Raw genomic sequence first — 19498 nt, 5'->3', positions numbered from 1 at the left:
ATTTATTGGTCTCTGCACCAAGTCGCAGATGTTGACCATATTGATTCAATATTGACATTCGGCAATTGATTTTTGACTGCGTGGTAGATAGGCGATTGCCACAGGCCTAGCTGCTCTAAAATATCTTCTGGTATTAGAGTATCTGTAGCACTTACATTGATCTTTTGTTCCCAGCGTGGCTCTTGGTAGTTAATGTCTAGGAATTTGCATAGGTTCGCGTAAGTTTCCTGTGTGAACAATGTTTCGTAGAAGCTGATGAAGCAGTTTTCGTGACCGAAGGCTTCGTCTAGGGCTCCCAAAGTCTGCGCATAATTACTGCGAATCGAGACTCGTTCTGGCAGTTTATTCACAAGAGAACGAAGGGCTTCTATCTCTTGCGATGGGTCTTTTTGTCCGTGTTTACGCAGTTTCATGCGCTGGCTTGAAATGACTCGTTCAATGGGGTCACGCATCAGAAAAACCGGTCGAACAGGAATCCCGCGTTGCGTAAATTCACGTTTGATTGTCATCAGGGTATTGGCGCTTAGGCATGAATAGGAGGGGGTAATGTCTCCGGTTAGGTTGATATGAGGTTGGCTTAGCAGATTAAAGAAGTAGTCGTAATAGCGAGCAGGTTCTTTGAAGAAGCGTTGACGACGCCACGTGCGTGGCTTGAGCCATGAACCTTGCTGTTGCTTATAGCGGACTAGCTTTGGCACAGTTAATGCATCGTGGATGTGATATTCCTTGCAGAAACCAAAATTTGCATCGGCTCTGTTGTGTAGCTGTAGATGGAGCCAAGACGTGCCGGCTTTTTGTGCACCAACCCCGAGAAGGAAGACTCCTTGTTGTGTTGTTGAGGTTGTTCTAGTCATTGCGATCTCTCCAGCCATTTTTGCGCAGTTGATCCCATCGATCTCGAGCTTTGAGTAGGCGTTCGGCAAGTTCTCGCACGGCACCATGCCCCCCAGGGCGTTGGAGCACGGCATCAGCTTGGGATCGAAGTGGTCTACAAGCATCTGCAGGTGCTAGCAAGAGCTTGACTAGAGGGCGCACGATGAGGTCATTGAGATCGTCGCCGACAAAGGCGGTCTGTGCTGGAGCGAGGTTTAACTGCTGTTGCAGTTCGGATAGCGCTGCTGTTTTGTCTTTGATTCCCACTAAGCAATGCTGAATGCCGAGCTGCTTGGCGCGCGCATCGGTCGCTCCTCCTTTGCCACCGCTCAGCAAGGCCAGTATCAGGCCTTCTTGTTGGAGCAGTCGTAGTCCCAGTCCATCGCGCACATCAAATCGCTTTTGCAGTTCGCCGTGAGCATCAAGCCATAGCCCACCATCGGTAAGTACTCCATCAACATCCATCACCAGTAGATCGATGGAAGCTAATGCCTTCCACTGCAGTCGCCATTGCAGCTCTCGGTTCCAGTAACGGGGGTTGGTTCGAGAGATCAGGGTGGTGCCGCTCATGTCAGCCCTGCTTGAACCAGATCATGAAGCCGTAGTAGTCCGAGCAACAGATTGCCTGAGCTGTCAGGGCCTACGACGGGCAGTACTGAGATGGGTTTGCGACGGTTGCATTCCATCTGCTTGATCGCTTCGACTGCGAGGAGATCAGCGTCCACGGTGATTGGATCGGCTGTCATCAGGTCAGCGGCACTGAGGCTGGCCCAATTCTCGGCACTGTGATCACGCAAGGCGCGGCGTAAATCACCATCGGTAATGAGGCCCAGCAGCAGCCCGGCGGTGGAGGGGTCTTCCACCCAGCCACTGCCAATACCATCTTGGGTCAGTCTGCAGATCACTTCTTGCAGACTGTTGTTGGGTTTTAGTGGTTGGACCTTTTTAACTGGCACCATTAGGTCCGAAGTGGTGAGGGTGAGCTGTTTGCCGAGCGAACCGGCTGGGTGGTTGAACGCGAAGTCTGCAGGTGAGATGTTGCGACGTTCCATCCATATGGCAGCAAGGGCATCACCGATCGCCATGGCCACCGCCGTGCTGGCGGTGGGGGCAAGATTCAAAGGACACACTTCTCGATCAACACTTGCTTCAAGCACCACGTCACTACCGCGAGCAAGTGATGAGTCGGGCTTTCCAACCAGAGCGATGCGAGCGGTGCCACGTCGTTTGAGGTGGGGAAGCACTTCTAACAGTTCAGCAGTTTCACCGCTGTTGGAGAGCAGTAGGCAGACGTCCTCTTGGGCTACCACTCCCAGATCGCCATGCATTGCATCGAGGGGGTTTAGGTAAAGGGCCATCAGGCCGATCGAGGAAAAGGTGGCAGCAATTTTGCGTGCAACGATGCCGCTTTTGCCTACGCCGGTGATCACCAATTTGGCGCGTTGATCACCACAGCGTTCAAGCAAGACCAATGCCTTTTCCACCTGGCTGCTGCTGAGTCGTTCGGCAGCGACGGCGATGGCGGCAGCCTCTTCCTGCAGGCAGCGGGTGAGGGCAGACAAACTGTAAGTTCGTGATGATGCGGTCATTCTCCTGCATACCACCGCCATGGAGAGTCTGGTGAAGCCAGAGCCTGGATTCGATGGACCAGGCTTGCCAATGGGTTTGTTGGCGGTACTGCAGCAAGTTGCGTCAGAGGTTGGGATTAAACGCCTTGCCTTGGTGGGTGGTGCGGTTCGAGATGGCCTGTTGCATCGGGTTCATTGTGATCCCTGGCGAGGTTTGCCTGATCTCGATTTGGTGGTGGAGGGTTCAGCGGTGGTTTTAGCCAAGGCGCTTCGCCGTCATTTAGGGCCAGAGCAGTTGCCGCAGCTGCGTGTGCATGGGGCTTACGGAACGGTGGAACTTGTGGTTGATGGCGTATTGCTTGATTTAGCCACTGCTCGGCAAGAAACCTATGCAGCTCCTGGACAAAACCCGCAGGTCACGGAAGGTCATCTCGAAGAAGACTTAGCCCGAAGGGACTTCACGGTGAATGCCATGGCTTTGGAGTTACCAGGGATGACCTTGTTGGATCCCCATGATGGTTGGGCGGCTTTAGCCATGCGTCAGCTGGCTTTTTTACACTCAAACAGTGTCGCGGATGATCCGACGCGAGTCGTTCGAGGGGCTCGTTATGCGGCCCGGCTTGGTTTTGTATTGGCGCCTGAGGCTCTTGCTCAGGTGCGCTCCACTCTTCAATCCTGGCCTTGGGCTTGGCGTCCTGGCGAAGCGCCGAAGCTGGCACCGCCAGCCCTTTCCACGCGGTTGCGGATGGAGCTGGAGTTGTTATTTGAAAGGGAGCCTTGGCAGAAGGCAGTGGCTCATTTGCAGGACTGGGGAGCTCTGGTGTTACTTGATGAGGGCCTTCAGGCTGATCAAAACTGGCATCGTCGAATGCGCAGGGCCTGGCGTTTGGGGCTGCCGCTGCTGACAGCATTGGTGGCTGGAGCTGCGGATCCTCTGGCTATGGCAGAACGGTTGCAGTTGCCACAATTGCAGCAAAGGTTGTTGGCGGAAGCCGCCGAATTGCAGATTTTGTTGGCTTCGCTAGAGGTCGCTGAGAGTTTGTCGACGTGGTCGCCCGCTCGCTGGTGCGAAACCTTGGAGGCCAATGGTTGGCAGCCAGAGGCGGTTGCTCTTTGCGTTTGTTTGGGTGTACCGATGTGGCGACCCTTGCTGCGTTGGTGGGGGCGTTGGCGGCAGGTGAAATCTCCTGTATCGGCACAGGCCCTGATTGATCAGGGCTGGCGACCCGGTCCGGCTTTGGGGGCCGAATTACAGCGGCTCAGGCTGGAGTTGATCGATAAGCAGGTGGCGTTGAGGTGATGTTGTTCTGGCGGCGCTTTGGGCTGGGAGTAGTGGTCATCCTGGTCTGTGTGGCATTTGCCTTTAAGGCTCTTTTGTTGGTGGATGTCACCAGCTTGTGGAGTGATGAGCTTTACAGCGTTGGCAAGAGTTTTCAGCCGAGTTTTAGGGATCTGTTGGCAATGCTCCGCAATGACACCCATCCGCCTGTTTATTACAGCCTGCTCTGGTTCTGGGGTCAGAGCGTTGGTCAGAACGCTGTGACGTTGCGATTGCTTTCCTGGCTGGCCTATGGGCTTGGTGGAATCGTGATGGTGTTTCAGGCAGGCGCCTTGGCTCAGGCGCTAGGGGTGTCGCGGGGTCGGAGTTTGTGCCTTGCGGCATTGCTGGCTTTTTGCAGTCCTTATCCGGTGCGTTTTGCGATCGAAGGCAAGAGTTATGCCCTTTTGGTGTTGTTTGTGGGACTTGCTTGGTGGTGGCGGCGTCGGCTTTTGCAGTCAGTGGGATCAAGCACTGTTTTTGCAAGAGATCTTCTGTTGTATGGCATCACGGTTTGCCTTGCAGCACTGACACATTTCTATGGTCTTTTTTTGTTTGCGGCGGCGGCGGCTTGGGATCTATGGCAGCAGCGCTGGCGGCTGGGCGGCATAGCCACACTGGCTGTGCTTCCTGCTTTGGTTTGGATTGCTTACGCGGCTGCTTATCTTTTTCGTGATTCCACGGGTGGCTGGTTGGCTCAGCCAGATTTCGCTCTGCTTGAGGAGACCTTGGCAAGGGCCCTTGGTCCTTGGCCTTTGCCGAAAATTGGGTTGTTTGTCTTGCTGATGCTGGCTTTGCGTCGATGGGGGCGACTGGCTGCTGGTCATGATGGTGATGATGGCTATAGAAGGGATTTACAGCCAGCTGTAGTTGCTGGTTCTCTTTTGGATCAGAGCGGTTTGATTCCATCCGCGTTGATGCTTCTGGCAGTAGTGGCTGTGTCGTTTGTGAAGCCGTTGGCTTTTAGCCGCTACTTCGTGGTGCTGGTGCCGGCAGCTCTGCCTTTGATTGCGGTGAAGTTGGGGGGGCTTCGACTCAACCTCCGAGGTAGTGCCTTGGCTCTTGTCGCTTTGACGGCCCTAACTGTTTTGTGGTGGCAGCAGAGCTATATAGGGCTTCATCCTGGGCTCGGCGGTGCCGGTGGTAGGGAACAAGACAATTTTCGTGCGATTAGCCAGTCACTAGCTGGCCAAGTGGAGCGCTATGGACGGCGGTCGAGGCTGCTTAATTTGAGTGATCATATGGAAGTTGCGGCGGGTCGAATGCTTAGAAATCCAATGCCTTGGGGTGATGGTGCTGCGCTGCAGAAACGACTAGATAACCCCCCTTTGCCATCGGTTATCTGGCTTGCGAGTAGCGGTCCTGACCAATCAATGCATCGTCGGCTCAAGCCCCTGATCAAGAGAGCTGAACGAGGTGGGTATACATGTCGGGAGGATGGCCCACAGATTGAGTACACGCGCGTGTTGCGTTGCACGCTGATGACGTCCACTGTCGGAGACTCTCAGTAGCCAACATCAATTGAATGAGCAGCAACCACTACATCGGCTGAACCTGGCCGATGCGTTGCCAAGGACCATCCCTGAGAAGTTCTGAGGCGATTTTGGTTGAACAGGCCAGGACTAATGGGCCGCAGGTTTGTGGATCCACCATGAGTTCGAGCAGTGCCTGGTGGTGTGCACTGCCTGGGGTTACATCGTTCAGTGCGATTTCGATCGGTGCGGGCTCGCCGTCGATGCTCGGATTGAGCAAGTGCCAGTTGCGACGATTGGCTGGGGCCAGGGTGCTCGAATAGCCAGCTTTTAGGAGCAGCAGAGCACCCTGCAGGGAGGGAATGGCGGTGGCTTCGAGGATGAGACGTAGAGGTTGTAGCCCTGCGCTATGGCGTTGGTGATTGCTTGCGCTAAGCATTTCACCGAGATGGCCCAGTAGTCCGAAGCCGGTGATGTCGGTACATGCATGAATGGTTTGCATTCCTGCATGTTTTTCTTCAAGGCTTCGCAGCGCTGTCAGGAGGTTGTGCTGGCTGATCGTCATCTGGGCAAGTGCAGCGTCGAGATCCTCTGGGTGAGCTTCTCCTGCCATTGCTGCAGCAAAGATCACGCCGCTGCCTATGGGGCGGCTGAGGAGCAGGACATCTCCCGATTGCAGCTTGCCTTTGCTCCAAGGCACCCGCCCAGAAGCCACCTTGCCGTTAACACTAAGGGTGAGCTGGATCCCAAGATTGATTGGTTGGGGCGGAATGCTGCGGGCTTCGAGGGTATGCCCTCCAATTAATTTGGCGCCTTGCGGTTCGAGGGTTGATTGGATTCCTTTGAGCGTTTGGACCAACAACTCTTGTTGAAGTTCAGATGACACCTTGGGCAGGGTGATGACAGCCTGTGCAGAGATCACATGCGCACCACTGGCCCAAAGGTCTGAGCAGGCATGCAGTGTGGTTAAGCGACCATTAAGCCAGGGGTCGCTGATCAGTGCAGGGAAACCATCGACACTTTGCAGCAAGCTGTCGCCTGATGATGTGCTGGCAATCAAGGCAGCGTCCTCAGGTTGTTGCCCAAGAGCTCCAAGGCCTGCCTGCTTTAGGGCATCGTTTAAAGGCTTCTCAGCCAGTTTGGCTGCGCAACCTCGGCAAGCCATGTTCTCCTGTCGCTTGAGAACTCCGCTCATGCTTGGGAGTTCGTTAAAGCTCCCCATGAAGCGCCGATCGATAGCTTCTTTCCAGTACCAAAGCCAGGTATGGGGGCCGATGATCCGGTTGCCCCAAATAGCCCAGGCGGTGAACTTCCCTGAGGTCAGCTGACCTCCCAGTATTTGCAAGGCAAGCTGTTGTGGCTGCCATGGACGGGTGGGTTGTCTACGGCTGAGCCGCTCTAGGTTTTGGGCAAGAGGCTTTGCGGCTTGCACGGCCCATACCCCTGCGGCTGGCCGCTGGGCCTTATCAATCACCGCACAGTCGCCGACGGCGAAGCAGTGGGGATGGTTGATGACTTGAAGTGTCTTAGTGGTGCGAACACGCCCAAAGGGATCCACGGGAAAGCCACTGGTAGCAAGCCAAGCGGGAGCTTGGCTGCCAGTGCAGAGCAGGGTGGGGCCACTCAAGGGGGTTCCGCTTGGCACTACTACGATTGCGGCCCTGGAGAGGGCTTGTTTTAGGGCTGGTCTGGGTTGCCCATGATGCGCCTGCAGATTTAAAGGGCGCTTGGGCCAGCGTTGACGAAGGGCGAGCGCCACTTCTACTCCCGCCAGGCCAGCCCCGATCACCGTCAGTGGCGTGGAATCATTGAGCAGCACCTGACTGTCTTGCTGTTCAAGCCAGGCCAGGGCAGGCTCCAAAGGCTTGATTGGCATTGCCATTTCAGCCTGGCTTAGTTCAAGGTATGGGCCCTTGTTGAAGGTTTCGGCTCCCACATCGAAACTAATTCGTTGGAAATGTATGGGAGGACGCTTGGCGAGGAGCAGGCGATTGTGGTGGGCCTCCACTGCTGTGATTTCGGCAATGATTAGTGCTACGCCAGCTCGGTCCGTGAGGCGACGGAGGTCGATCGTGATTTCACTGTGTTTGTAATGACCGGCAATGAGACCAGGCACCATGCCGGAGTAGAGGGTGGTGCTGTGGCGGTTGATCAGGGTGATCAGTCCTGCAGGTCGGAGTTGGGGACGCATGGCCCAGCGACGCAGCATCAGGGCATGGCTATGTCCCCCCCCGGCGAGAACGAGGTGATCAGCCGTCATGGTTTTTCAGCGCAGCATGGAGTTGAGGCTTGTCATTGCGTTGGCAATTGAACGTGTTGCCTGTGGCGAGATTTTCAACGACCACCCACCTTGAGCACCGTTTTAATTGTGCGTAGCAGGATCATGAGATCTAGCCAGCTATTGAAGTATTTGAGGTAATAGAGGTCGTAAGAGAGTTTGAGCTCTGAATCCTCCACACTTGCGGCATAAGGGGCACATACCTGGGCCCAGCCGCTTAATCCAGGGCGCATCCAGTGGCGCTTGCGGTAGTGGGGAATGCTTTCTTCCAGCTCATGCTCTATTTCAGGACGCTCAGGTCGCGGTCCAATCAGGCTCATGTCGCCACGCAGCACGTTGATGAGCTGAGGTAGTTCATCGAGGCGCGAGCGCCGCAGCCAGTGGCCTATTCGGGTGATGCGTGGGTCGCCCGGCATTGTCCAGCTGATGGGAGCATGAGGTGGTGGCACTTTCATCGTGCGGAGTTTCAGGACCATGAATGGCTGGCCTAACCAGCCGCTGCGTTCCTGGATGTAAAAGATCGGACCGCGATCTTCTAACCAGATCAGCAGGGCCGCTGGCAACAGCAATAGCGGTGTTGTTACTGCCAACAGCAGCATTGCTAGTACCACATCTGCCACTCGTTTGAGTTGGCGTTGAGGGCTGAACAATATGTTCCAGGGAATTTCGGAATAGCTCAGCCAGGATTCGGGCAGCAGCTTTGGAGGCAGTCGTTCGAGTTGTCGCTCTGCAAGGGCAAGAGGTGTTGTCAGGTTGCATTCGCGGGGGTCGCGCTGCTCAAATATTTCCAGTAATTCGCTGTAATCAGGGTGGTGCCTAATGTTGGGTGATACCGCTATCACTAATGGCCCCCGTTGTTTTGCCACCTCTGCAGCAGGTAGCCATTTAGGCATGAGTCGTGTGGGTGTTTTTTGCCAGGCCTGAAGGGTCTGATCTGCTTCCGTTTCGGAGGCTAGAAGGATCAGCTTTGGCTCTTCAGCCTGAAGTCTCCCCTTGCGCAAACTGACTCGCACCAGTAGAGACCACAGTGTTGTTGGTAGCAGCCATGACAGCTGGGTGCTGCGGTACACCAGCCAGATGTCTAGTGGTGGATTGATCACCCAGCGCAGGATCGCCACCAGCATCAATGTGGTCAGCAGGCAAAGCCCCAGGCGTTGGATCAGTGTCCAGCGGGGCAGACGGCGCCAGCTCAGCAGGGTGTATGTGCCCAACAGCCAGCCCAGTAGCAAATAGGCCGTGATCGTCGTCACCATCCAGCCAAGCTGTCCCGTTAGCGGTTGTGACCAGATGCTTGATAATCCAGCCAGGACTCCTACTAGGCCAAGCAGATCTAGGCCCGCACAAGTCAGCAAGTTGCGGCGAGGATCGCGCCAGGACAAGGGCATCGCAGCGACTTGGTGACCTTAGGGCTTGCCTGGCTGTGAGTTGGTGTTGGGGAGCAACAATGGTTTCATTGTTGTTTCTGGCTGTAGCCCTGTGGATTGGCCTTCTGCCAAGTCCAGCTATCGCGGCACATGTCTGAAAGGCTGCGCTGCGTGTACCAACCCAACCGCTCGGCGGCCAGTCTTGGATCTGCGACGCTACATGCGGTATCTCCAGCGCGGCGCTGATTAATGCTGTATGGCACGGGTTGGCCGCTTGCCTTTTCAAAGGCCTGCACAACTTCCAACACCGAGTGGCCTTTGCCACTGCCGAGATTAAGAGTGAGGAGTTGCGGTTCTTCTCGCTCTAGTACCTCCAGCGCAGCCCGGTGTCCTTCAGCTAAGTCCATCACGTGGATGTAGTCGCGCACACCACTCCCATCGGGTGTAGGCCAATCGGCTCCAAATACTTGGAGTTCCGCGCGCAGGCCTACTGCTACCTGGCTCACAAAAGGGAAAAGGTTGTTGGGTGTTCCTTTGGGATCTTCGCCGATGCAGCCGCTGGGGTGGGCTCCAACTGGATTGAAATAGCGCAATCGGGCAATGCGCCAACCAGGTTCGCTGCAGGCCAGGTCATCTAGCAACTGCTCCACCGCTGCCTTGCTTTGACCATATGGATTGATCGGTTGCACCCTAGTCGTTTCAGGGATTGGGATTTGCTCGGGATAGCCATAGAGCGTTGCACTGCTGCTGAAAACGATCGTGCGGCAGTTATGCCGTTGCATGGCTTCCAGTAGGCAGCGGCTGCCAGCCACATTCACATCCCAGTATTTCAGTGGCAACTGAACTGATTCATGCACTGCCTTGAGCCCGGCGAAGTGCACCACAGCCGCGATGCCGTTTTCCATTGAGCTGAAAGCGCGATCTAGATCGTTGCTATTGCGGATATCTCCCTCCAATACGAGCATTCGCTCTTTGGCGGCCACTCCAGCAAGTTCGGCTACCCTTTTTGAGGCAATAGCTGAGCTATTGGAAAAGTTGTCGAGTATCACCAGCCTGTGGCCGGCTTCCAGAAGCACCAGGCAGGTGTGACTGCCAATGAACCCGGCACCACCCGTGATCAACAACTCGGCCATCGCAAATTAAATGACTTAGGCAGTCAGGCTAGGAGCTGTACCTGTTCAATTTCATAAGACTCTTGAAATGATCAGCTGACCAGAGGAGCCATTGCAGAGTTTGCGGGGCATCGTCGACCCCCTTTTCGCTGTGATATTGAGCTGTCCATCAATGTTCAGAACCTTAGTAGTCAAGGCAGCAGCTAAACCCTGAACTCCATCAAAGACTTTGAAGGCTTCGGGACCTCGCTGAAGTCATAACCCGAAACTTGGCTGAGCTGGTTTGCGAGCGAATCAATCCTTCTCTATCCATGAATGAACAAACTCTTGCCTAGCGATGCTCACTTGCAGCGCCTACCGCTTATTGATTTGGTATTGCAGCATTTCGTTGGCAGCATCAAACAAACCAGATTGATGGCTTGAAATCCACCATCGCCTACTTCCGAGAGCTTTTGGACTCGTGATCACCTATTTGCGTATCAAGCTTTTGCCTCTGGGATTGAGCCTCATCCAATCACTTTTTGGCGTGCTATTTCGCTGGTGCTTTTTAGAGCCACATTGGTACGGCAATGGCCAGTACTCCGCCAGTGGTGAATACAGCAGCAGAGGCCGCCATAAGTCATTTGTTGAGATCAGTTAACGCATCATTGTCTATCAGGATTCTTCTTTGATCTGTACTTTCCATAGGCGTCCTGCTCAGGGCTTTTTGAGCGTAAGGGGTTCAACGTGGTGCCATTTCCTGTTGATTTCAAGGTTCGCGGGGCTTGGGCAGGTCCCTTCTGGCGTGATCCGTTGCGGTGGTTGCCACCGGCCGGCAGCCTCGCCAACAGTTCAGGGGCATTGCGCGACTTGTTTGGTTGCCTCGTTTATCGAGCTTGGTGATCACTGGCCCGGCAGACTGTCGACTGCTTGTCGGTGAAGCGTGACTCAGCTGCAGAGCCTGCGAGGAATGGTGGATCTATTGCCAGAGCAGACGAGGCGCTGGCAGGCGGTAGAAAGCGTTGCGCGAGATCACTTCCGCAGAGCAGGGTTGCAGGAGATTCGCACGCCTCTTCTGGAAGTGACTGAACTCTTCGCACGTGGCATTGGTGAAGCCACGGATGTTGTTGGTAAGGAGATGTATACCTTTGTTGATCGGGGTGAGCGATCCTGCACCCTTCGGCCGGAGGGAACCGCTTCTGTTGTGCGTGCGGCTCTACAGCACGGCTTGTTGAGTCAGGGGCCACAGCGTCTTTGGTATGGCGGTCCAATGTTTCGCTATGAGCGACCTCAGGCTGGTCGGCAACGACAGTTTCATCAGATTGGTGTGGAGTATCTCGGGGTTGGTAGTCCTCGTAGTGATGCTGAAGTCATTGCATTGGCCTGGGCACTTCTGGTCGACTTGGGCGTGCAAGGTCTTGTTCTGGAAATCAATAGCCTCGGTACCCTTCAGGATCGACAGAAGTATCGAGAGGAGCTTGTGGCGTGGCTAGAAGCCCGAAGTGACCAGCTTGATGACGATTCACGCAAGCGTTTGCACACCAACCCACTGCGTATCCTTGATAGTAAAAATCCTGCAATAAGGGAATTGTTGCAGGATGCTCCTACTCTTTTTGAGGCGCTCAGCGTGGAGAGTAAGGGCCGCTTTGAGGATGTGCAGGTTGACTTGGAGGCTCTCCAGATCCCTTTCCAACTTAATCCTCGTCTTGTGCGCGGCCTTGACTACTACGGCCATACCGCTTTTGAGATCACTAGCGATCAGCTTGGTGCCCAGGCCACAGTCTGTGGCGGAGGACGATATGACGGGTTGGTTGAGCAGTTAGGGGGCCCCCCCACGCCCGCTTTTGGTTGGGCTCTTGGTATGGAGCGGTTGATGCTTTTGCTTGAGGCTGCAGCGAGTATTAATCCAGATGGATCAGCTGCTCGCTTAACGGCTTCCACGAGGCCGGATCTTTATGTGGTGAATCGGGGAGAGCAGGCGGAACGAGTTGCCCTGGTCATTGCCCATCGGCTACGGGCTGCGGGGCTCATGGTGGAGCTGGATAGTTCTGCCGCTACCTTTAGCAAGCAGTTCAAGCGTGCCGGTCGCAGTAGGGCCACCTGGGCTTTGGTGATTGGTGATGATGAGGCCGAGCGGGGCGAGGGACGCCTTAAGCGTTTGCAGGAGGCAACAATTCAAGCCAATCCGAATCCCATCGATCAACTCCATCGACTCGACGATGTCACTGGCCTTGTGCGTTTGGTTCGAGAATGACCGCCGATCGCTTTCTTTGCAGGCTGAGGTTCCACTTAATCTTCTGCCATGACTGAGCAGGCCTCTCCCCTCATCTTTTGTTGAACTCGCTGTTTACAACGCTATGACTGCCTTTAAAATCCGCAACATCTGTTGCATTGGTGCGGGTTACGTAGGCGGCCCGACTATGGCGGTGATTGCCGATCGCTGTCCACATATTCAGGTGAACGTGGTGGACCTCAATGAGGCCCGCATTGCTGCTTGGAATGACCTTGATCTCAGCAAACTGCCTGTGTATGAGCCTGGGTTGGATGCGGTGGTCGATCGGGCTCGCGGGCGCAATCTCACTTTCTCTACGCAGGTAGACGCTGCGATTGCTGCTGCTGACATGGTGTTCATTTCGGTGAATACACCAACCAAAACAAAAGGACTGGGGGCCGGTCAGGCCAGTGATCTGCGTTGGGTGGAAGCTTGCGCTCGTCAGGTCGCACAATCTGCGCAGGGTCACACGATTGTTGTTGAGAAGAGCACGCTGCCAGTGCGGACCGCTGAAGTTGTGCGTTCGATTCTTGAGGCTGCTCAGCGGCAGGCGGTTGATGGAGAGCTACCGATTAGTTTTTCTGTGTTGTCCAACCCAGAGTTCCTTGCCGAGGGCACGGCGATTCGTGATTTGGAGTCGCCGGACCGTGTGTTGATCGGTGGCGAAAACCCCGTTGCCATTCAGTCTTTGGCAGAGATTTATGGCCATTGGGTGCCAGTTGAGAAAATTCTGCTTACAAATCTTTGGAGCAGTGAGCTCTCCAAGCTCACCGCCAATGCGTTTCTGGCTCAGCGCATCAGTTCCATTAACTCAGTGGCGGCTCTTTGCGAACGTACTGGTGCGGATGTGCGTGAGGTGGCGCGCGCTATTGGTAGCGATTCTCGCATTGGCTCCAAGTTCCTTCAAGCTGGGCCTGGGTTTGGTGGGAGTTGTTTTCAGAAAGACATCCTCAATCTGGTTTATCTCTGTCGTCATTTTGGCTTGCCGGATGTGGCGGACTATTGGGAGAACGTGGTAGCTCTCAATACTTGGCAGCAGCACCGTATTTCTCGTTTGGTGGTGCAAAAGCTTTTTGGAACGGTTACAGGTAAGCGGTTGGCACTGCTCGGCTTTGCTTTTAAGGCAGACACCAATGACACTCGAGAAGCGCCGGCGATTCGTATTGCACATGATCTGCTGGAGGAGGGTGCTCAGCTGGCTATTTATGATCCGAAGGTGGATCCGCAACAGATTGCGTTTGATTTGCAGCTGCCGGCTAGTTCCCCGCCAGATGTCCAGGCAGGTCCTACCCGTGCCGCCCTTAGCGGTGAAGGGACCTGGTGGTCCTGCACTAGCGTTGCCGATGCAGTCGCTGGTGCAGATGCTGCGCTGATCCTGACGGAGTGGCAGCAGTTTAGAAAGCTTGATTGGGTCGCTTTGGCACCTTTGATGCGTCAACCTGCCTGGGTGTTTGATGCTCGCGCTGTTGTCGATCCAGACGCTGTGAAATCGTCTGGCTTGATGCTTTGGCGAGTTGGAGATGGTGCTGTATGAGTCGATGCGTTGTTGTTAGCGGGGCTGCGGGATTCATTGGTGCTGCCCTTGTGCAGAGGCTGTTAGCCCAGGGTGACCGTGTCATTGGCATTGACAACCTGAATGACTACTACGATCCGTCTTTGAAGCGAGCACGACTTGCTCAGATTGAAGCGGTTTCCCTTAAAGCGTCTTGGACTTTTTACCCAATAGCCTTGGAAGATGGTGCAGGCATAGAGGAACTGTTTAGTACTGAGAAGCCTCAGGTGGTCGTTAATTTGGCTGCCCAGGCAGGGGTTCGCTACTCATTGGAGAATCCGGCGGCCTACATTCAGGCCAATTTGGTGGGCTTCGGTCACATCCTTGAGGGATGTCGTCATCATGGAGTGAAGCACTTGGTGTATGCCTCGAGTAGCTCGGTATATGGTGGCAATCGCAACTTGCCTTTTCATGAGCAACAGCCTGTGAATCACCCGGTGAGTCTCTATGCGGCCACCAAGAAGGCCAACGAATTGATGGCTCATACCTATAGCCATTTGTATGGGTTGCCTGCTACAGGATTGCGCTTTTTTACTGTGTACGGACCTTGGGGCCGTCCAGACATGGCTCCGATGCTCTTCGCCAGGGCAATTCTTGCTGGCGAGCCCATCAAGGTGTTCAATTACGGCAAGATGCAGCGTGATTTCACCTATATCGACGATATCGTTGAAGGGTTGCTTCGTTGTTGCGACAAGCCTGCTACCGCAAATTTAGGCTTCGATCCGCGGAACCCTGATCCAGGCACCGCTGCTGTACCCCACCGTCTTTTCAATATTGGTAATAGCCAGCCCATTGAGTTGATGCATTTTATTGAGCTCTTGGAGAAGTCTCTCGGGAGGGAAGCGGTGAAGGACTTCCAGCCCATGCAACCTGGTGATGTGATGGCCACCGCTGCTGATACATCTGCTCTTGAGGCCTGGGTGGATTTTCGGCCGTCGACCCCGATCGCAGAGGGGGTGGAGTGCTTCTCTCAGTGGTATCGAAGCTTTTATGAGGTTTGATCAATAGCTTGACATGCATGTGCATGTAGGCGTCAACGCACCATCGCCGCAACATTTCCGCCGTCCACTGTCAGTAATGCACCAGTGGTTCGCGGCATTAAGGCTAATGCTACGAACGCATTCGCTACATCACTTGCTCGGACTTCTGCACCGAGTAAGTTCCCACCCATGTAGCTTGCTTCGCTGATGCCGCGCGCTTCCGCTCGTTCTCGAATCATTGCCTGATCGAGCAGGCCGGACCGAATTCGATCTGCATTGATGGCGTTACAGCGAATGCTTGAGGGCCCTTCCTCCAGGGCGTATTGCTTCATAAGTGCCAGCAATGCCGCTTTCGCAATTCCGTAGGCACCAAAACCAGGGCCTGGGTTTAGCGCTTGCTTGCTGACATTGAAGAGCAGCTGTCCGCCTAAGGATTTGCTGGTATCTGTCGTTCTATTGCCCTGGGCTCGAAACAGGCGAACTGCAGCTTGTGCAACGTGCTGGTGAGCAAATAGGTTGAGCTCGAAGCTTGCTCGCAACTTGGATTCTGGAAGAGTGGCAATGTCTCCGCTCCAAGCCGCACCAGCATTGGATACCACGATGTCTAAGCCCCCAAAGCAAGCTGCAATTGTCGCGAATGCATCATGAACCTCAGCAGCATTGGTGAGGTCGCACTTCAGTCCGAGAGAGCTTGAGCCGCATCCTTTGGCAGTAGTTGTTGCTGCTTCACCATTCTTGTCAAGTACGACAACTTGTGCACCTTGCTTGGCGAAGGCAAGGGCGATCGCTGCACCAATTCCACCACCACCACCAGTGACCAAGACAACATGGCGTGCGAGTGGTGCTTCTTTGCCCTTGCCGAGCTTTGCTTGTTCGAGACTCCAGTACTCCATCTCGAAGGTATCTGCCTCATTGACTGGTTGAAAACGTCCCACTGATTCAGCTGCCATCAGTGTGGCGGCCCAGGCCTCACCAATATCTGCGGTGACATTGGCTTCGGCTGTTGAACGGCCTAGGCCAACGAGGCCAACTTCAGGGATTGCGATCAGCCTTGGTAGTGGATCGAGCTGTTGTTTATGGCTGCCAACGCGAGCATTCTGACGCTCGAAGTAATCCTGATATGAGTTGATGTATTGCTCTAATGCCAGTTTTGCTGAGTGGAGCCATTCCCCCAGCACTTGGCAGGATTCAATCGCTTCATCTCCTTGGAGTTGCGGAGGCTTTTTGAGAATTAGAGGCCAGGGTTTGGTTCGGATCACGTGGTCGGGGGTAGCGACTCCACGGCGAGACCAGTCTTGAAGGTGAATGTCGTTTACTAGTTGGAGTGCCAGTGGGGTTGAGCGCAACTCCATAAGCCAACGTTGGGGAGCGTTATGCACAGCTGCTGATTGAGCCAGGGCACCACGTAACAGTGGCAGCAGAATTGCAGCGATGTTTTTGTTATGAGCTGGATTGGTTGGTGGTGGTAGGCAAAGCGTTGGGGTTTCCCCAAGACGCTCTTCCGCCTCACGCACCAAATTGATCATTCGCTCGTAGCTTTGTTGTGCTGTGGGAGCAAACGAAAATAAGCCGTGCTTGAGAAGCACCATCCCTTCAAGTTCAACTCCCGCTTTAGCTGCTTCTACTTCTGCTTGTTCGTAGGCTTTGATGGCGGCCAATGCTAGTTGGAAGCCAGGCATGACATAGGGAACAATCGCGACACGTCGACCGTAGAGTTCACGGCAGATTTGTTCGGCATCTGGTTGATCTGCTAGGGCTAAAACAGCTACTGCGTGGGTGTGATCGACGAATTTGCTTGGTAAGAATGCATGTAGTAGTGCTTCAACCGAAGGATTGGGTGACGATGGATCGATCAGGTTGCTGCGTTGAGCTGCAACCATGTCTTCGTCGCTAAGTGCAGATAGATCTCTTAAGGCCTGCAGGTCCTCCAATCGCACAGCAGGATGGCCGGCCGGCTCGATGGTTGATAGGTCCCAGCCCGAGCCTTTCACACATAACACTGGTATGTGATCGCCAAACAATCCTATGCAGCTGGTTTTAACCGAGGTGTTGCCTCCGCCATGCAGCACCAGCTGGGGATCGGAGCCGAGCAGACGGGCTGTGTAAGTGCGGAGAGCCAGGTCTTCAGAGACGTCCTGCGCGGCGTAAGACTTGATGGCCGCTTGTGCCTCGGTATCCGACCAGCGGTTTTGGCACGTCATTGATTGGTGCGTATCGACGGGAACGTTACTTCAGTCGCGCTGAAGTTCCTCTGCTTTCTCCTTTGCGGATGTTCAAGGCTAAAAGCTTTATTAGGTAGTTCGTTGAGATGTTTCCATGCCAAGAATCACAATTCCTTGGCATGAAGTGTTGACTGAAGAGATTCTCAGTCAGATGGCTGAATTTCCCTGATTGGTTATCTTAAACATGGTGTTTCGCTTGGGCTGTGTAGATGGAAAAGATGTTGATATAAAAGTTCTGAAGCCTCGGATACTTAGGCTTTCGAATGATTATGGGATCATATATAGCAGAGTATAATGTTGGCTATTCCTGTCAAGTCGACCAGCCTTCTGTTGATCATTGTCGAGCCCTAGATTTAATGAATCATTTTAACTCTGGTGTTGAAAAGATGTAAAACTGAGGAATGAAAGCTTGCTGTGTGCAATACCTTGCCTTTTTGCAAAGCATTTAATCTCGATGAATATCTTGTTCTTTTGTATAGGTTCCAGTCAAGCCTTGGGAAGTAGAAATGCAAGGATCTTCCTTGTATTTGAGTGTGTAAGTTGAGTCGATCTTGGCGATTTCAATTCATCTCATGTTTGGTGTCTATGGATAGTGAGGATTGAGTGCTGCTTTGAAGATTCTTCTATGATTAAAGACGACCTTGAGCTTGATTAGTCATTGATCAATCTTTGCGTAGTGATGTTTTTGCATTCATTGGTTTTAATTTCTAATCATCGCAGTAAAGCTCCATGAGACCCGTCTCGCTTGCTGCCGCGACTCCGCGTTCGGTGATTAGGGCCGTTACGAGGCGCGCAGGGGTTACATCAAAAGCAGGGTTGAAGCCTTCGCTTTGATCGGGGGTGAGTTGCACGGTGGTGAGTTGGTTGTTGCTAGAAGCGTTGTTGTTTCGTCCTTGGATGTGGGTCACTTCCATCGCCGAGCGGGTTTCGATAGGGATTTCTGCGACCCCATCCGAGATTGACCAGTCGATTGTTGAGGCGGGTAGGGCCACATAAAAGGGCACGCCGTTGTCTAGGGCCGCTAAGGCCTTGAGATAGGTGCCGATTTTGTTGCACACGTCACCGCTGCGTGTGGTTCTGTCGCTACCTACGACGACTGCGTCAACATATCCTTGCTGCATAAGGTGCCCACCTGCGTTATCCACGATCACGGTATGGGGTACGCCTTCACGACCTAGTTCGTAGGCAGTGAGGCTCGCTCCCTGGTTGCGGGGGCGTGTCTCGTCAACCCATACATGAATGTTTAGGCCAGCCCGGTGGGCCTTGTAAATCGGTGCCAGCGCGGTCCCCCAATCAACGGTGGCCAGCCAGCCAGCATTACAGTGGGTGAGCACTTGTATGGGCTCTTGTCGTCGCACGCTTGGTCTGCCTGCAGCAAGCTTTTGGATGATTCCTAAGCCATGGTTGCCGATGGCTTCACACATGGCCACGTCCTCCTCGGCAATGAGGGCAGACTCGGCTCTGGCGGCCTCTGCCCGCTTAGCTGGTTGAAGGGGTTTTACTTTGTCTCGGATTCGTTTGAGGGCCCAGCGCAGATTGACTGCTGTTGGCCGGGTGGCATTGAGTTGCTTAAAGGCAGCCTCTAGGGCGTCATCGCTGGGGTCTTCTTGTAGGGCCAGCATTAATCCATAGGCGCCGGTGACTCCGATCAATGGAGCCCCACGCACCACCATGGTGCGAATTGCGGTTGCGGCCTCTTGGCAGTTGCTGAGCTTGAGGGTGCTGAACTTGTGGGGCAGCTGGGTTTGATCGATCACGCCGACTGAATGACCATCTTTTTCGAGCCAGATGGTGCGCCAGGCTGTGCCATCAATGTTCATGACATTGCACCATTTAGATGATCCTGGGCAGTGTTAACCGAGTCGATGTTTTGCCTGGGCAGATCCCAATTCTTAAAGCGGTCAGGTTGCATGACTAATTCATTCTGGTGTAATCGCCCATTACGATATTTGGCTACTAATACATTGAGTCTTGCTGCCCTCATGATTTCTGCGCTGAAATCATAGTTGAAGATTAGCTCAAGTGTGGCTTGTTGATCATTGCTGGGCCCAGTAATCACGCAGGCTGAATGAAAGCATTCGGCCTGGTCTAACCTTTGCCTGGGCTAGGCCTTTTGCGATCATGAGTTAACTCTTTTTTAGATTAACCTTGCCAAGATAAGTCTTGCCCTCAGGTTTAAAATGTTTTTTAAGCCAGTTATGATTTCTTCTGTTTCAACCCAATGCAGTGGATCAAGGTGGCTCTGTAGACGTTTGCCCGCTTGAATAGTTTAATTGTTGTTTCACGTGGGTACATGCATCTTGATGGCAAACACTTTATAAGGCAGCTAAGAGATTTATGGATTCCTTCTGCTGGAGACCTTGGCCAGTTCGATTCTTTGAAGATTGAATAAATATTTGCTAATTAAACTCATGACTTGATGTGATGCTTTGACTTATCAGTCGTTTATATTAAGCCCTTCAAGGCTATAAGTATTGATGGAGTTATTGACGGGCTATGCTATTTAAA

Annotated in this window: 16 protein-coding genes; 7 read left to right on the top strand and 9 right to left on the bottom strand. The window is 53.8% G+C overall.

Annotation, left to right across the window (positions count from 1 at the left end; translation table 11 throughout):
* Positions 1-2: 2 nt before the first annotated feature.
* Genes EV12_RS06905 through EV12_RS06895 form a run of 3 tightly spaced genes read right to left on the bottom strand, consistent with a single transcriptional unit; the run spans position 3 to position 2483 of the window.
* Positions 3-854, bottom strand: a complete 852-nt coding sequence (locus tag EV12_RS06905; RefSeq protein ID WP_036913914.1) for a sulfotransferase family protein — start codon at positions 852-854, stop codon at positions 3-5.
* Positions 847-1443, bottom strand: coding sequence for a KdsC family phosphatase (locus EV12_RS06900; RefSeq protein WP_052039480.1), 597 nt, complete (start codon positions 1441-1443; stop codon positions 847-849). Before EV12_RS06900 ends, EV12_RS06905 begins: the two co-directional genes overlap by 8 nt.
* Complete coding sequence (locus tag EV12_RS06895; RefSeq protein ID WP_052039481.1) at positions 1440-2483, bottom strand: KpsF/GutQ family sugar-phosphate isomerase; 1044 nt, start codon at positions 2481-2483, stop codon at positions 1440-1442. The genes EV12_RS06900 and EV12_RS06895 overlap by 4 nt, the downstream gene beginning before the upstream one ends.
* Between EV12_RS06895 and EV12_RS06890 the strand changes: the two genes are divergently transcribed.
* Both EV12_RS06890 and EV12_RS06885 read left to right on the top strand, forming a co-directional pair.
* The gene (locus EV12_RS06890; RefSeq protein ID WP_036913726.1) at positions 2482-3741 is read left to right on the top strand and encodes a CCA tRNA nucleotidyltransferase; all 1260 of its coding nucleotides are present in this window, start codon (positions 2482-2484) and stop codon (positions 3739-3741) included. The genes EV12_RS06895 and EV12_RS06890 overlap by 2 nt on opposite strands.
* Positions 3741-5270: a hypothetical protein gene (locus tag EV12_RS06885; RefSeq protein WP_036913723.1), complete on the top strand. Its 1530-nt coding sequence runs from the start codon at positions 3741-3743 to the stop codon at positions 5268-5270. The genes EV12_RS06890 and EV12_RS06885 overlap by 1 nt, the downstream gene beginning before the upstream one ends.
* A 28-nt stretch (positions 5271-5298) precedes the next feature.
* On the opposite strand, the gene selD is transcribed toward EV12_RS06885, so the two are convergent.
* The 4 genes from selD to EV12_RS14820 all read right to left on the bottom strand — a co-directional run bounded on the left by selD (position 5299) and on the right by EV12_RS14820 (position 10180).
* On the bottom strand, positions 5299-7491 hold the full coding sequence (selD, locus tag EV12_RS06880; RefSeq protein ID WP_036913721.1) for a selenide, water dikinase SelD: 2193 nt from the start codon (positions 7489-7491) through the stop codon (positions 5299-5301).
* Positions 7492-7565: 74 nt separating this feature from the next.
* Entirely contained in the window at positions 7566-8894 is a 1329-nt protein-coding gene (locus tag EV12_RS06875; RefSeq protein WP_036913717.1) for a sugar transferase, read from the bottom strand.
* Between the two features lie 65 nt (positions 8895-8959).
* Complete coding sequence (gene galE / locus EV12_RS06870; RefSeq protein WP_036913714.1) at positions 8960-10006, bottom strand: UDP-glucose 4-epimerase GalE; 1047 nt, start codon at positions 10004-10006, stop codon at positions 8960-8962.
* Between the two features lie 51 nt (positions 10007-10057).
* Positions 10058-10180 (bottom strand): hypothetical protein, encoded by a 123-nt coding sequence (locus EV12_RS14820; protein WP_255327638.1) that lies wholly within the window; start codon positions 10178-10180, stop codon positions 10058-10060.
* Positions 10181-10445: 265 nt separating this feature from the next.
* On the opposite strand from EV12_RS14820, the gene EV12_RS14175 reads away from it, so the two are divergent.
* The 5 genes from EV12_RS14175 to EV12_RS06850 all read left to right on the top strand — a co-directional run bounded on the left by EV12_RS14175 (position 10446) and on the right by EV12_RS06850 (position 14789).
* Complete coding sequence (locus EV12_RS14175; RefSeq protein WP_052039482.1) at positions 10446-10625, top strand: hypothetical protein; 180 nt, start codon at positions 10446-10448, stop codon at positions 10623-10625.
* Positions 10626-10714: 89 nt separating this feature from the next.
* Positions 10715-10867: a hypothetical protein gene (locus tag EV12_RS14170; RefSeq protein ID WP_193742173.1), complete on the top strand. Its 153-nt coding sequence runs from the start codon at positions 10715-10717 to the stop codon at positions 10865-10867.
* 40 nt (positions 10868-10907) lie between these two features.
* Positions 10908-12218: a histidine--tRNA ligase gene (hisS, locus tag EV12_RS06860; RefSeq protein WP_036913711.1), complete on the top strand. Its 1311-nt coding sequence runs from the start codon at positions 10908-10910 to the stop codon at positions 12216-12218.
* A gap of 103 nt (positions 12219-12321) precedes the next feature.
* Complete coding sequence (locus tag EV12_RS06855; protein ID WP_036913708.1) at positions 12322-13770, top strand: nucleotide sugar dehydrogenase; 1449 nt, start codon at positions 12322-12324, stop codon at positions 13768-13770.
* Positions 13767-14789 (top strand): NAD-dependent epimerase, encoded by a 1023-nt coding sequence (locus EV12_RS06850; protein WP_036913704.1) that lies wholly within the window; start codon positions 13767-13769, stop codon positions 14787-14789. Before EV12_RS06855 ends, EV12_RS06850 begins: the two co-directional genes overlap by 4 nt.
* 32 nt (positions 14790-14821) lie before the next feature.
* On the opposite strand, the gene EV12_RS06845 is transcribed toward EV12_RS06850, so the two are convergent.
* Both EV12_RS06845 and mtnA read right to left on the bottom strand, forming a co-directional pair.
* Positions 14822-16969 carry a bifunctional aldolase/short-chain dehydrogenase gene (locus EV12_RS06845; protein ID WP_036913701.1) on the bottom strand — a complete coding sequence of 716 codons (2148 nt, stop codon included), beginning with the start codon at positions 16967-16969 and terminating at the stop codon, positions 14822-14824.
* A 728-nt stretch (positions 16970-17697) separates the two neighbouring features.
* Positions 17698-18810 carry an S-methyl-5-thioribose-1-phosphate isomerase gene (gene mtnA / locus EV12_RS06840; RefSeq protein ID WP_036913699.1) on the bottom strand — a complete coding sequence of 371 codons (1113 nt, stop codon included), beginning with the start codon at positions 18808-18810 and terminating at the stop codon, positions 17698-17700.
* Between the last annotated feature and the right edge of the window lie 688 nt (positions 18811-19498).

The sequence above is a fragment of the Prochlorococcus sp. MIT 0701 genome (genome assembly GCF_000760295.1).
Taxonomy (GTDB): Bacteria; Cyanobacteriota; Cyanobacteriia; order PCC-6307; family Cyanobiaceae; genus Prochlorococcus.
This window is presented reverse-complemented; position numbering and strand designations above follow the sequence as displayed.